17 protein-coding genes are annotated in these 13,082 nt (G+C 58.6%); 2 read left to right on the top strand and 15 right to left on the bottom strand.

Features of this window, described 5'->3' with window-relative positions; translation table 11 throughout:
* Positions 1-9: 9 nt before the first annotated feature.
* The 4 genes from M0412_RS23430 to M0412_RS23415 all read right to left on the bottom strand — a co-directional run bounded on the left by M0412_RS23430 (position 10) and on the right by M0412_RS23415 (position 4,592).
* Positions 10-2,514 (bottom strand): TonB-dependent receptor, encoded by a 2,505-nt coding sequence (locus tag M0412_RS23430; RefSeq protein WP_269702723.1) that lies wholly within the window; start codon positions 2,512-2,514, stop codon positions 10-12.
* A gap of 91 nt (positions 2,515-2,605) precedes the next feature.
* Positions 2,606-3,556, bottom strand: coding sequence for a FecR family protein (locus tag M0412_RS23425; protein WP_269702725.1), 951 nt, complete (start codon positions 3,554-3,556; stop codon positions 2,606-2,608).
* On the bottom strand, positions 3,553-4,077 hold the full coding sequence (locus M0412_RS23420) for an RNA polymerase sigma factor (protein ID WP_046800404.1): 525 nt from the start codon (positions 4,075-4,077) through the stop codon (positions 3,553-3,555). The genes M0412_RS23425 and M0412_RS23420 overlap by 4 nt, the downstream gene beginning before the upstream one ends.
* 278 nt (positions 4,078-4,355) lie before the next feature.
* Positions 4,356-4,592 (bottom strand): acyl carrier protein, encoded by a 237-nt coding sequence (locus M0412_RS23415; RefSeq protein WP_046800405.1) that lies wholly within the window; start codon positions 4,590-4,592, stop codon positions 4,356-4,358.
* A 312-nt stretch (positions 4,593-4,904) separates the two neighbouring features.
* Here M0412_RS23415 and M0412_RS23410 point away from each other — a divergent pair, with 312 nt between their 5' ends.
* Positions 4,905-6,014 carry an acyltransferase gene (locus M0412_RS23410; RefSeq protein WP_269702729.1) on the top strand — a complete coding sequence of 370 codons (1,110 nt, stop codon included), beginning with the start codon at positions 4,905-4,907 and terminating at the stop codon, positions 6,012-6,014.
* Between the two features lie 371 nt (positions 6,015-6,385).
* Here the strand turns inward: M0412_RS23410 and M0412_RS23405 are convergent, their stop codons facing one another.
* Entirely contained in the window at positions 6,386-6,673 is a 288-nt protein-coding gene (locus tag M0412_RS23405) for a hypothetical protein (protein ID WP_269702730.1), read from the bottom strand.
* A 141-nt stretch (positions 6,674-6,814) separates the two neighbouring features.
* On the opposite strand from M0412_RS23405, the gene M0412_RS23400 reads away from it, so the two are divergent.
* The gene (locus tag M0412_RS23400) at positions 6,815-7,222 is read left to right on the top strand and encodes a hypothetical protein (RefSeq protein WP_269702732.1); all 408 of its coding nucleotides are present in this window, start codon (positions 6,815-6,817) and stop codon (positions 7,220-7,222) included.
* A gap of 51 nt (positions 7,223-7,273) precedes the next feature.
* On the opposite strand, the gene M0412_RS23395 is transcribed toward M0412_RS23400, so the two are convergent.
* The 10 genes from M0412_RS23395 to M0412_RS23350 form a co-directional block, all read right to left on the bottom strand.
* Entirely contained in the window at positions 7,274-7,411 is a 138-nt protein-coding gene (locus tag M0412_RS23395; protein ID WP_167379179.1) for a hypothetical protein, read from the bottom strand.
* Positions 7,412-7,498: 87 nt separating this feature from the next.
* Positions 7,499-7,771, bottom strand: coding sequence for a hypothetical protein (locus tag M0412_RS23390; RefSeq protein ID WP_269702735.1), 273 nt, complete (start codon positions 7,769-7,771; stop codon positions 7,499-7,501).
* A gap of 146 nt (positions 7,772-7,917) precedes the next feature.
* Positions 7,918-8,133 (bottom strand): hypothetical protein, encoded by a 216-nt coding sequence (locus tag M0412_RS23385; protein ID WP_269702737.1) that lies wholly within the window; start codon positions 8,131-8,133, stop codon positions 7,918-7,920.
* Positions 8,134-8,167: 34 nt separating this feature from the next.
* Entirely contained in the window at positions 8,168-8,404 is a 237-nt protein-coding gene (rpsU, locus tag M0412_RS23380; RefSeq protein ID WP_046800410.1) for a 30S ribosomal protein S21, read from the bottom strand.
* A gap of 28 nt (positions 8,405-8,432) precedes the next feature.
* Positions 8,433-8,720 (bottom strand): cold-shock protein, encoded by a 288-nt coding sequence (locus tag M0412_RS23375; RefSeq protein WP_142843214.1) that lies wholly within the window; start codon positions 8,718-8,720, stop codon positions 8,433-8,435.
* 103 nt (positions 8,721-8,823) lie between these two features.
* Positions 8,824-9,033 carry a cold-shock protein gene (locus M0412_RS23370; RefSeq protein WP_046800412.1) on the bottom strand — a complete coding sequence of 70 codons (210 nt, stop codon included), beginning with the start codon at positions 9,031-9,033 and terminating at the stop codon, positions 8,824-8,826.
* A gap of 266 nt (positions 9,034-9,299) precedes the next feature.
* The gene (locus tag M0412_RS23365; protein ID WP_269702742.1) at positions 9,300-9,473 is read right to left on the bottom strand and encodes a hypothetical protein; all 174 of its coding nucleotides are present in this window, start codon (positions 9,471-9,473) and stop codon (positions 9,300-9,302) included.
* A gap of 333 nt (positions 9,474-9,806) precedes the next feature.
* Entirely contained in the window at positions 9,807-11,042 is a 1,236-nt protein-coding gene (locus M0412_RS23360; protein WP_142843213.1) for a Gfo/Idh/MocA family protein, read from the bottom strand.
* Between the two features lie 19 nt (positions 11,043-11,061).
* On the bottom strand, positions 11,062-11,883 hold the full coding sequence (locus tag M0412_RS23355; RefSeq protein ID WP_065116518.1) for a sugar phosphate isomerase/epimerase: 822 nt from the start codon (positions 11,881-11,883) through the stop codon (positions 11,062-11,064).
* 27 nt (positions 11,884-11,910) lie between these two features.
* The gene (locus M0412_RS23350; protein ID WP_269702745.1) at positions 11,911-13,074 is read right to left on the bottom strand and encodes a dihydrodipicolinate synthase family protein; all 1,164 of its coding nucleotides are present in this window, start codon (positions 13,072-13,074) and stop codon (positions 11,911-11,913) included.
* Positions 13,075-13,082: the final 8 nt, after the last annotated feature.

Here is a 13,082-nt window from a genome sequence, read left to right as displayed (position 1 = left end):
TTTCCGGGATCAGAATTTGCGGCTGATCGACAGCTTGAAATTACGGCCCGGCTGGGCGGCGATACCATCGCTGAGATAGGGGAAGTAATATTTGTCGAACAGATTTTCGACTGCGGCATGCACTTCCAGCCCGGCCAACATGCCTTCCTTCGGTGTCCAGTCGAGAGCGATGCCGTGCACGGCGTAACCCAGGCTTTCGGGCCGCGCGTAGAAATATCCGGTACCCTGATTGACGGGCGTGCGCTCCTGATGGGCCACGAACTGGCCGTTCCAGCTGAGCGCCAGATCCCAGTCCGGCAGCTTGTAACCCAGTTGAAGGTTGGCGGTCAGCGGCGACAGGTCGTTCATATAGGTATCGGGACCATAGACATCGTTGACCGCGCCGTTGCGGGAACCGTTCATCCAGGAAACCCCGAGATTTCCGAAGATGTAATCGGAATCATAGCTCGCCGAGACATCGAGGCCGTAAATCTTGTAGGACGGTGTGTTCCAGTAGAAGGGCACATTCTTGACGCGGGCAAGGTTGGCGCTGCCGAACCGCCGGGTGATGGGATTGGTGACGTTGTTGTAAAAGCCGCCGATCGACGCCGTCAGGCTGTCGCCGTTCTGGAATACATCATCGAAACGCTGGGAAACACCCAGATTGAAGTTGTTGTTGCGCTCGACCTTCAGGTTACGCGAGGTTCCCGACGCCGTGGTTGCCAGGCTCTGGCTTGAATAGAGTTCGTCAATGACCGGCGCGCGCATGGCATAGGCCCAGTCGGCAAAGAAGGTTGTGCCGGGCACCGCTTCCCAGCGCATGCTGAGAGCCGGCGTCGCGCCGCTGTGAGACACGGCAGAATAATCGTGACCGGCGGCCGGTGTGTTGTAACGCGGCGCGGCATTGGGCACGCCTTGCGAGCGGATATGGTCGAACCTGATGCCCGGCGTCACCTTGAACGTGTCGGTCAGGCTGATCTCGTCGCGGAAGAAGGCGGCGATGGTTTCCTGCTTGCCTTCCGGTTTGATCCATGAGGCATAACGGCCGTAATTATATTGAGCGCTGGTGCGGTTGGCGATGTCGTACATCCACGAGTCCCGCTCATGGCGCATATATTGCACGCCATAATTGGCGACATGGGACACGCCGCCGAGCTCGAAATTGGATGTGTTTTCCGCCTCAAGCTTGAAGTCGGTATATTTCGTGTCGTCCTGCATGCCGCCGAGCGAGCCTGTCGGAACGAAACCCGGAATGGCCGGACGGGTCATGTCGAGGCTGGTGGCGGAAAAACTCGCCATCGCCTTGAAATTCACAAGGTCGCTGTCACCGTCATAGGAATATTTCAGCGTCGAGGAAAAATCCTCCATGTCGCGCCAGGCCAGTGCCCTCAGCCGCGCGAGATCATAACCATAGGTCTTGATGGAGTAGGCCGTCAGACCGAGATCACCGCGATTGGCGGCAAGCGGGCCGTAATCGCCAGATTTGCCGTAGATGACCGAAGCGCGCAGCTCGTGGCCGTCATAGGCGGCACCGGCATTGGCGGAGAAAGAGGTGATCTTGTCGTTGGACGCGTCATAGACCTGACCGCCGCCGACGCGCATATTGTCGCTCTTGCGCCAGATGATCGAGGCAAGCCCGTCATAGGTCACGGGGCCGCCGAAATCGGATTTGCCGTAGATCGCCGCCGATCCGAGCTTCTGCTTGTTGGCCGACTGGAAGCTGGTCTTGCCCCATGCGCCGAAGCTCTGGCCCGGTTTCAGCATGTCGGAAGCCGTCTTGCTTTCCATGATGACGGTGCCGCCGAAGCCGCCATTGCCATAACGGACGGATGTCGCGCCTTTCTGGATTTCCACGCGCTTGAGCAGTTCCGGATCGATGAAGACGGTACCCTGGTCGTAACGCTCGAAATTCTTCGGTGCGCCATCCAGCAGCAGCCGCACGTCGGACTGCCGGGCAAAGCCGCGAATGGAGGTGGACTGCCCTTGCGAGCGCACGCCGCCGCTGGCGCTGACGCCCGGGGTTTTCTGAAGAAGTTGCGGCAGGGAGTTGGACTGTGCGGCCTCGATGGCGGCCTGATCGATCTCGACCACACTTGGGGCATCGCCGTTGAAGACGCGTCCGCCCTTGAGCGTAATCGGCTGGAGCACGGTGCTTTCACCACCCTCGGAGGCGGTGGCGGAACGGTTGGCCATTTCCATGCGGACGGTTTTTTCGCCGATGAACTGGTAACGAATGCCGGTTCCCGAAAGCAGCCGCTCCAGCGCCTCGGCCGGCGTCATGGTTCCCGATACGGAAGCGCTTTTCAGACCCCTGGCAACGGAGGCGTCATAGACCATCTGCAGGCCGGACTGGCTGGCGAGACGATTGAGCGCGGTCGCCATGTTGCCGGCGGGCAGGTTGATCGCCACCTTCTGGGTCTGCTGCGCTAAGACCTGTGCGGGAATAGCCGCCATGGCCGCACTGGCAAGCAAAAGGGAAAATAACGATGCGCGGGCGCGTGTCCCGTGGCGGAAAGCGGGTTCTGGTCTGGTCATTTCGGGCACCTCTCCGGGGCGGCAGATATTGTTCTGCTCCACGAACGAATGGGCCCGTTTTTTAAGGACACCCCCGGCGAAAAAATTTCACTCAATAAAGAACCGTCAGATAAGGGCCGGCTTTGATGAGGCGGATTTCCAGCGCGGCGGCCAGATCCGCAAGAGCGGCATTCGGGTTGGAAAGGTCGAAATTGCCCGACAGCCGCTTTTGCCGCAGGCCCTCCCGCGTCACGACGATGCGGCCGGGAAGATAACGCTCGAAGGTTTCCGCCACTTCGGCAAGCGGCCTGTCTTCGAAGATGAAGCGACCGTTGCGCCAGGCGGCGACGGAGGAGGGATCGACCGTTTCGATGCTGCCAAGCTGGCCGTTGGGCGAATAATCGACGCGCTGGTTTTCATGAACCCGGCCATTCTGGCCCTGCTTGCCGGTTTCCACCTGCACGCTGTGTTCCAGCACCGTCACGCTCGTTGCTTCGTTGCGCATATCGACATCGAAGGCTGTCCCGAGCGCGGTTGTCGTGCCGCCTGCCGCCTCGACTGAAAAAGGCCGCGCCGCATCGGGGGCGACTTCAACGAAAATTTCCCCGCGCAGCAGCACAACGCGCCGCTCCTCTTTCGAGAAACGCAGTGCAATCGCGGAATGGGCATTCAGGGTGATGGTCGAACCATCCGGCGTCGTAACGACCTGTTGCTCCGCCGTGCCGGACATATGGTCGGAACGCAGACGCATGGGCATGTCGGTGAGGTAAAAGGCGGAAAGCAGCGAGACGCCGGCAATGGTGGCCGCCGCCGCTTTGGCTTTGCCGCCGCCGCGTCTGCGCGTTGCCTTTGCCAGAAACGCCTGATCACCCGCCAGAAGGGCGCCGGCGTCGCCCATAAGACATCGGACACGCTCATAAGCCTTTGCATGTCGTTCATCTCCGGCGATCCAGGCATCGAAATGCGCAGCCAGTATGAGGTCGTCCGGGCTTTCCCGCCGTTGCAGGAACCAGTCGACGGCTTCTTCGCGCAGCGTCGAGGCGCTTTTTGCCGATCCCGTCACAGCGTTTCCTCCAGGCACTCAAGGCAATGCAGATAGGCCTTGCGCAGATGACGATCGACCATGTTTTTGCTGATGCCGCTTCGCGCGGCGATATCGACCGAATTCAGGTTGCCGATGCTGCTGGCAAGGAAGACCTGCCGGCGCTGTAGCGACATGGACATGACGGCGCGGCGCAGCACTTTCAGGCGATGTTCCCGGTCGGCGAGGCTATCGGCATCATTAACCGGCTGTGGCGCGGCAAGCGCTTCCTCCATGCTGCCGGAAAACAGCCTGCGCTCGAATTGTTCGCGGCGGCGGCGGTCGATGCCGAGATTGGCACAGGCGCGCACCAGAAAGGCGCGGATGAGCGAGGTATTTTCGGGAAGCCGGGGTTTGCCGGTCAGCCGCACGTAAAGATCGTGGACGATCTCCTGCGAAATGGCAGTCGTGTGTCCGCGCCGGTTCATGGCCTTGCACAGTTCCTCATAATAGAGCTGTACGGCATCATCGATAAGCGCGCGGGACGTGGGCTTGCTCCACATGAGGCGGGTTCCCGGTCGGAAGGATTGAGCGATCCCGGGCTGCATAGGTGAAAAATCACCCCGTGGCAATAAACATGACTAATTTTATCATATATCTTTTGCGCCCAGCGAAAGATACGCCGGGCGGATGACGCCCGGCCGTCTTTCTAGCCGTCGCTCTGGTGAATATCATGGTCTGGTACAGGCCGCGCCGCCTGCGTCGAAACCCGACCCGTTGCGGCGCTGTTAGCGGGGGGTAAACCCGCCGCTGCCGGGCACGCCCAAAATCAAGCCTTAAATCAAGCCTTGTTTTTTTCGATGAAGCGGATGGCATCACCCACGGTCAGGATGGTGTTTGCGGCGGAATCGGGAATTTCCACGCCGAATTCCTCTTCGATTTCCATGACGACCTGAACGACTTCGAGGGAATCAGCACCGAGATCGTCAGCAAAATTGGCGTCATCGACGACCGTGGCGGGGTCTACGCCCAGCTGGTCCACGATGATTTTTCTGATACGGTCTGCAATGCTGGACATAATGGGACTCCGCGAAAGTTGCCTGTCTCCGATCCGCCCGATCCCAATTTGCGCCCGGGGTATCCCTCACAAAAATCGAAGCCGGTTTTCGCGGGGCGTGATGCGCAAAGTCAAAGGGGCAAAGCATCGATGACATCCGGACGTAGCATGCCTTTCACGTCTGCGGAAGAGTGTCGGCCAAGGGGAAGTGTTTCATAATATTGCGCGGTGTATGCTGCGTTAAACAGTTTGTGACTGGAAGCGATGAGCCGCTGCGCGGTAAACCTCGTTTTTGCGGAATAATATCGTTCAGCCCCACCGAGCCACAATATCATGGTCCAATCATCCCCGGAACGCTTCATATTGCTCGACGGCATAAGGGGTGTGGCTGCCGTCTTCATCGTTCACCGTCATGCCGAGCAGCTTTTCGGAAAAAGCACGGCGTCGAGCTATCTCGCGGTGGATCTGTTCTTTGCCTTGAGCGGTTTCGTGCTGGCGCATGCCTATAGCAGGAAGTTGCTCGAGGGGGCGATTTCCCCCGGCTTTTTCATGAAGGCGCGCTTTGCCCGTCTTTATCCGCTTTACGGCCTGGCGCTGGCCCTGATGGCCGCCTATTTCATCTGTCTTTATGTACTGGGCCTGCCAACGCCGATCGATGATCTTCATCGGCATATCGAGCCGGGCGAGCTGGCTTTCGCTCTGGTGACGGGGCTTCTCTTTCTACCGGCTCCCTTCACGCTCACCCTCAACGGTGCGCTGTTTCTCGTCAGCCCGGCATGGTCGCTGTTCAACGAGCTGGTGGTGAATGTGTTTTATGCCCGCTGGGGTGTGCGGGCGACGGCGAAACAGACGGCTGCGGTGCTGGCCGTCAGCGCCATTGTGCTGATGGTGGCCGCCGCTGAGTTTGGCCGCTTGCATGCGGGTTTTCGCTGGCATGAGATGTATGCCGGCATGGGACGGGTATTTTTCTCGTTTTTCGTCGGCGTGCTGATTTATCGTTACCGCAACCGCGCGACGCAGCTGCGGCCAGTACAGGCTGTTCTTTGTCTTCTGCTGGTCTGCTTCATCCTCGCCGTGCCGATGACGCGGGAGCTTCGACCATTCTTCGATCTGGCGGTCGTGCTGCTCATCTGGCCGCTGTTATTGTTCGTCGCAAGCCAGACGGTTCCGGGCCGCAGGACGGCAGTCGTGTCGGCGTTCCTGGGTACGGCGTCCTATGCGGTGTATGTCCTGCATATTCCGCTTCTGGCCTGGACGGAGCTTCTGATACCCACGGTTGATGGGACGAACATGGCTTTGCCGGCCGGCATCGTTTTCCTGGTCGGGACGACCTGCCTGTCATGGTGGCTGACGGTGCATTATGATCAGCCCGTTCAGAAATGGGTGAAGAACCGCCTGAAAAAAGCCGGCCAAAATCAGCCAGACGGTTTGATCGGACGTTAAATTTGCGTGGCTTCAGTAATGCGCAAAGATCGGAGCCGTCAGCACGAAAGCCGCGACGAGGCTGATGATCGTCAGTTTCGCCGCTCGCATACGCCGCATCCTGCGGCCGCTCCAGTCATACGTCATACTCCACCCTCCACGCAGACGCAAAACTTGCCGATATGAAACCCGGTCAGGACATTGCCGCAAGCCAGTCGCGGTTCTGCAATGTCCGATGCTGCAAATTCCATACGGGAAGCGTCCCGTGTTGCGCGTGAACGCGTGCAGGACGCTCCATTTCAGTCTTGCCTGATATACGGCATTTGCCAAGCCGTTATTTTCATCGGTGATTTTGAAGGTTGCCCTTCACGCAAGGCACGAGGGCATTTCCATCATCGATAAAGCGGCGGCAGGCCCTGGATCGCGTAACGCGGCAGCGGCTTCCAGGCCTTCACGCGTTCATGTTTGTGAGCGCCGAACAGAAAAAGCATTTCGCCCGAAAGATCGTCCGGGTCGGTCAACCCGTCCTGAAACAGCTGGATCACCTTGCGGGCCGCATTGTTGTAAAGAAGAGCCTCGTCATCAACGAGGTGGTGGTCATAACCCAGACCTTCGAGCACCGATTGAAGCATTTTCAGGTCTTGTGATGAAATGATGCAATTGTCGCAAGTGGAAGGCATGACGTCCTCCTTTCTGTGGAGTACACAAAGCCGGAGCGTCACGCGTCCTTCCGGACGCCATGCAAGGACGCTTCAACGTTTTGAAACGACGGGCGATACCAAGGAAAACCATTTCCGGTGTCCCGGCCGATGCCGCCGTGCATGTCGTTTAAAAAATTGCGAAAAGTCCTGTCGGTCAACGACATGCGCAGGACGGGGGCTTTGGGACGGCATATCAGCCTGACGGCGGTAACGCCCATAAATTACCGATGGGGAATCGTGCGCCCTTTGGGGCTGATAGGCAAGTTAATTCGGCTGCCGATCGCACGTTCGGAGATATTTGTAATCTGCGGCATCTGTCATCCGCTGCATCGCAGGCAACAAAAAAGGCCGGGGCAATATTGCACCGACCTTCCTCATATCGCTTTCAACACCAGTGCCAGTACATCCGTGGTCAAAAGTCTAAAGCGACTAAAACAACTGCGAACGACAATTTCATTCGCGCTCACCAGCAGTTGCCATATGAGCTATATAGATGGGCAATGTGGCCAAAACAAGTCCGGCAATTAAAAGGATGTTTTACCCTCCATAATTTGCCGGCGGCCACTTGAGACGCCCCCGTTATTTCTTCTTGCCGTCCGCCGTCGTGGCGTTTGCGAACTTGACCTGCGAACCGGTCGGCGCTGCGGCTGCAGCCTTGGTCTTGTCCTTCTTCGGTTTGCGGACTTCCTTGTTGCTGCGCAATTGACCCTTGGCCATGGTGTTCTCCTCATGTTGAAGCAGTATCTGATGTGACGCTTGAGCATCGTCGCTCAAGGCGGGCAGGGGTGGGAAGCGGTTTCACCGTCAGGACAAGGATGGTCCCGGCAGTGACTGTTTCCCGAAGGACAGGGTCGGCTTGGACAGGCGGATGCGGCCCGCTGGAACGGTTCTCTTCGACACGTCGGTCTGGACGCCGAAATCCGGAAAGGCTGCAAAATAAGCGTCGCGATCCTGGCGGATGGCCGTTTCTTCGGCTGCGTTCAGAAGCAGGCGCAGCGACGCATTTTCCCGATACCCCGCGCCGCCGGTGCGGACGAGGTTGCGTGAAAGACTTGGTGAATAAAACTCGGAAGACATTACGTCCTCCTTTCGCTTGGGGCGAGGACTGTCTGTCCTCAATCACCAGCGCCCTTCAACAGGTTGCTGACAGGCGAAAGGTGCGCCTGTTGCGTATAAGGTTCAAGAGGTTTTTCGAGTAGACGACGGCAAAATGCGCAACGGCGCTATTTTTTACCGGATGGCCTTTTGGCAGGTGGGTGCGGAGTGGCGGCGGTTGCCGCCTCCTGCGCTTCGCGAAGCTGGCGAAGCCGTTCCGTCTTGCGCGTACGCTGGTCGGATTCGGCAGTGATAATCTGTCTTGCCGCTTTGTCCGTCATCGAGGCCTTATCCTGAGAGGACAGTTTTTCGGGTTTGAAAACAGCCTCTTTTGGTTCGGTCATGACGTTCTCCTTTGCGGGAAGGCAGGATTAGCAATTAGCGGGTGCGGGCAGCCTTTTTAGGAGCCGGCAGCAGTCCCTCGCGCTGCATCTTTTTTCTCGCCAGCTTGCGGTGGCGGCGCACGGCTTCGGCTTCTTCACGAACGCGCTTTGCCGAGGGCTTTTCGTAAGCTTCACGAGCACGCATTTCGCGGAAAATACCCTCGCGCTGCATTCTCTTCTTCAAGACGCGAAGCGCTTGCTCGACATTGTTGTCTCTGACGATGACCTGCAAAATATCTCCTTAAAAGCAGCCGTCGCTGCTATTTTCTGACTTTGATCGTGCTCGAGTTGATCCAGCTGGATCCCGAAGCACGGGGTGCTAAACTTTCCGCATCCATTCCTCTCGATGAGGACGAAGCGGTATCGATTTCATCGGACGCAATGTTCCGTTCGAAGTTCTCGTTCTGAAAACGAACCCTGAAACGAACCAAACCCTGTGTTTCCGGCAGAACCATTGTGATCCGGCCAGGACCGCTGGGCTGATTGCTGCCAAGGACGCCCGCCTTGAGGACAATCGCATCGCCGGAGCGGTAAAGATTTTTGCGCATGAGAGCCTCCCATGGCCAAAAAAAGTAAAAGGCCGGGCTTAACCCGACCTCTCAGAATCATTACGCCCGCTGCCGTATTAACGCCAGCGGCGCGAATGACAAATCAGGCAGCGCGCAGATTGTCGGCGGAGCTTTTGCCCGAGCGACGGTCCTGAACGATGTCGTAGGTGACCTTCTGGCCGTCATTCAGCGAACGCAGACCTGCGCGCTCAACTGCGGAGATGTGAACGAAAACGTCCGTGCCGCCGTTGTCAGGCTGAATGAAGCCGAAGCCCTTGGTGGCGTTGAACCACTTTACAGTACCAGTGTTCATAACGATTTCCTTTCGTAGCAATCGTTGTGGTTCCCGCGATACCTTGCGGGATTGGATCGATTATTTGAGAGGAAATCCAACGAGAGCACGGAGGCTGGAGCGTCGGTCACAAGCAATGGTCGATTGGGCAAATATAGCCGGAATTTTCAATTTTGCAACGAGGGCGCGGTGGAAAATACGTTAAGTTATCTTAGTATTTCTTGTAAGTAATTATTTTAAAACGTTTTCCGCGATGCTCTGTAGCTGCCAGCCGCACGGGATACGTGTTAACCGGCACCAGGCGAAACATCCTTCGAGTTGTCGCCATCCGGCAGGCTGCCTGCGCCCGGCGTCTTGTCATAATCGGTAAGCGAAGGTTTGGCGTGCGGGCCGGCTGGCGGAATTTCGCTGGCCTTGGAAGGGCTCTTTTCGTCTTTCTTCGGTTTTTTCTGCTGCATCATGGCCTGTTCTCCTTTGGAAGGAAAACGCCGGCAGAAGCGCGAGGTTCCGCAGCTGTGCCGGGTTATGGCAGCTGTTCATACGTCAGCGGCGGGATCGCGGTTTTTTCTCGTCCCTGTTCATATCGCGTCCCACCCATTTGAAGAAAACAAACAGGCTGGCACCGATGATGATAAGCGGAACGAAGGCTTCAAAACTGGACATAATTCACTCTCTCTTCCCCCGATGATCATATTATCGGGATGGAAGAGGCGCGTAATCTGCGGAATATCGTCCGTTCTTTTTGCCAGTTGCAGCGCGCGGCCCGCTGTCGAAGCGGCCGCGCGCCGAAGATTCTAGAGCGGCAGTGATTTCACCGCTTCGGAGCCGCCCTCGCGGGCGCTCTTCAGCGCCGCCACGCCACACAGAACCGACATGGCGCCGGCGCGTGAACCTGCCCGCTGGCGCAGCCGGTCATTCGAGCCCGGTTTGAAGATCATGTCGCGCATGCGGTTGTCGCCGCCATAATGGCCGCCCGGCTCATGCGGCACCCAGATATGCTCGACACCGCCGCCGAAGCTTTTGACCAGCAGGATTTCATCGGCCGGCGGCTCCGTCCAGGGCTGCTTTTCATATTGGCGCATCTCGATGCGGCCCTTATGGCCGTTGAAGGCAATGTGATGACCCTCGATCGGCATATAGGTATTGAGCGAATAGGAAACCTGCACGCCGCTGGCATAACGGATCGAGGCGCTCATCGTATCGGGGATGTCGATCTCTTCGCGGAAGACGCAGGCATCGCGCATATAACCGTCAATGCTCGACGGATCTTCATAGAGTGCATCGAGGAAAGGATCGGCGCCGAGATCCATGAAATAATCGCACTCATCCTTGTGCGGACAGGTGCGACAGCGCGTTCCGCGGAACGGGCCGTTCTTGCCGTAATGCAGCAGCTGTCCGAAACCCTTCACTTCGACGGGATCGGAATCGAGATACCAGTTCAAGAGATCGAAATGGTGGGTGGCCTTGTGCACGAACAGGCTGCCGGAATGTTCGGTGAAGGCGTGCCAGCGGCGGAAATAGTCCGCACCGTGCTGGTTGTCGAGATACCAGTGGAAATCGACCGAGGTGACGGTGCCGATGGCCCCGTCGTCGATCAGTTCCTTGATTCGTGCGGCGGTGGGAGAGAAACGGTAATTGAAGGACACATCGACCCGGCGGCCGCTTTTGGCCTCCGCGGCGCGAATGCGGTCGATCTTTTCCGGGGTGGTGGTCATGGGTTTTTCACTGATGACATCGGCTCCGCCTTCCAGCGCGCGGATGATGATGTCGTCATGTGTATCGTCAGGCGTGCAGACGATCACCAGTTCCGGGCGCTGCTCCAGCATCATCCGGTCGAAATCGTCATAAAGCGGTGCGTTCGAACCCATCATGGCGCGGGCGCGTTCGGCGCGCATCAGGTTCAGGTCGCAAATGCCGACCAGCTCGACATAATCGCTCCAGCCGGCCAGAAGTTCGCGACCCCACATGGTGGTGCCGCGATTGCCGGTGCCGACCAGCGCATAGCGTTTGCGTTTCACCCTTTCAGGCATTGTCTCTCTCCCGGATATCTCAACAAACAGTCTTGAAACGCTCGACCACGGTGGACAGAACCTCGTCCATTGGCCGCGCCTGCCAGCGATGCGAAAAGATTTCCACTTCCTGCGGGCCGTGGAAGCCGGCAGCCTCGATCATGGCGCGAAATGCCTTCAGGTCAATCACGCCGTCGCCCATCATGCCGCGATCATTGAGCGGATCGGTGGTCGGCACCAGCCAGTCGCAGATGTGGTGGGCAAGGATTTGCCCGTTCCTGCCGGCCCGCGCCACCTGTTCCTCCAGTTCCGGGTCCCACCAGACGTGGTAGACGTCGATGGCGACGCCGGTGCCGGCCCCCAGCCGGTCGCAGAGATCGAGCGACTGTTTCAGTGTGTTGAAGCAGGCGCGCTCGGCGGCGTAAAAGGGGTGAAGCGGTTCGATGGCCAGCGGCACGCCGGCGTCCCGTGCATAGGGCAGAAGTTCGGCCATGCCGTCTTCCACCATCTGCCGCGCGCCTTTCAGATCGCGGGAGCCGGCGGGCAGGCCACCGACAACAAGCACGAGGCAATCGGCCTTCATGGCAGCCGCTTCATCGACGGCGCGTTTATTATCCTCGATGGCGCGGCGGCGGCCTTCCGCATCGGGGGCGGGGAAAAAACCGCCCCGGCAATGGCCGCTGAGGCGCAGGCCGTTCTGTTCGACAATGCGGGCGGCTTCCGCGAGCCCGACGCCGTGCACCTGTTCGCGCCAGGGTGAAATGGCGGTGATGCCATGGGCAAGGCAGGCATCAACGATGGCGCCAAAAGCACCGCCCTGGCGCACGGTGGCGAAATTGATGGAAAGGCCCTCAAGGCTCATATCGATATCTCCCCTGGTTCTGCTGCCTCAGCCAATGCCCCGGACCGAAAGAAACGCCTTCATGCGGTGCGTTGCGAGATCCGGTTCGGCAAGCACATTGGCCTTGTCCGCCAGCCGGAAAAGCTCGGCGAAATGCTGCGTGGAGCGAGTGCTTTCCTGCCCGCCAACCATGGTGAAATGCTCCTGCAACCCGTTGAGATAGGCGAGGAACACCACGCCGGTCTTGTAGAAGCGGGTGGGCGCCTTGAAGATATGGCGCGACAGCGCCACCGTCGGCTCCAGAATATCGAAGAACTCATTGTCCGCGCCACGCTTCAGGCTGGCGAGAGCTTTGGAGGCGGCCGGCGCAATGGCGTCGAAAATGCCGAGCAGGGCGTCCGAGTACCCCTGTTCGTCACCGGCGATCAATTCGGCATAGTTGAAGTCGTCGCCGGTATACATGCGCACACCAGCCGGCAGGCGGCGGCGCATGACGATTTCCTTTTCCTTGGAAAGAAGCGAAATCTTGATGCCGTCGATCTTGTCGGCATTCTCCTCGATCATGGCAAGGCAGGTTTCCATGGCCTGCATGTGGTCACCGGAACCCCAGTAACCCTCGAGTGCGGGATCGAACATTTCACCCAGCCAGTGGATCACCACTTTCTGCTCGGCGCGGGAAAGCACCCTGGCATAAGCCTTGAGATAATCATCCGGCGAGCGGGCAGCAGCGGCCAGCGCGCGGCTTGCCATAAGGATAACGCGTCCGCCTTCTCCCTGAACAAAATCAAGCTGTTCCAGATAAGAGTCGATAATCTGGTTTAGATCATAACCGCCACTATCGAGATGGTCTGTGCCCACGCCGCAGGCAATCAGCGCATCCTTGCGGCTGGCTGCTTCCCTCAGCGAACGGGAGATGAGTTCCTGCGCCTGCGGCCAAGCGAGCCCCATGCCGCGCTGCGCCGTGTCCATCGCCTCGGCGACACCGAGGCCAAGGTCCCACAGGCGGTGACGGAAGCGCAGCGTCGCGTCCCAGTCGATGGCGGGGGTCAACCACGGGTCATTATCGGCAAACGGATCGGCCACCACATGGGCGGCGGCGAAAGCGACGCGGTTGAAATCCGCGGCACTTCGTTTTTCAACCGCGACGGGCGTGCCGGACAATTTGTAGACCTCGATACTACGGTCGTCCTTCGGTAGTTTGAGTTCGCTCAACATCGCCT

This window comes from Agrobacterium sp. O3.4 (assembly GCF_041414895.1).
In the GTDB taxonomy this organism is placed as follows: domain Bacteria; phylum Pseudomonadota; class Alphaproteobacteria; order Rhizobiales; family Rhizobiaceae; genus Agrobacterium; species Agrobacterium cucumeris.
The sequence above is the reverse complement of the archived record's forward strand: the minus strand, read 5'-3'. Positions and strand labels throughout refer to the sequence as shown.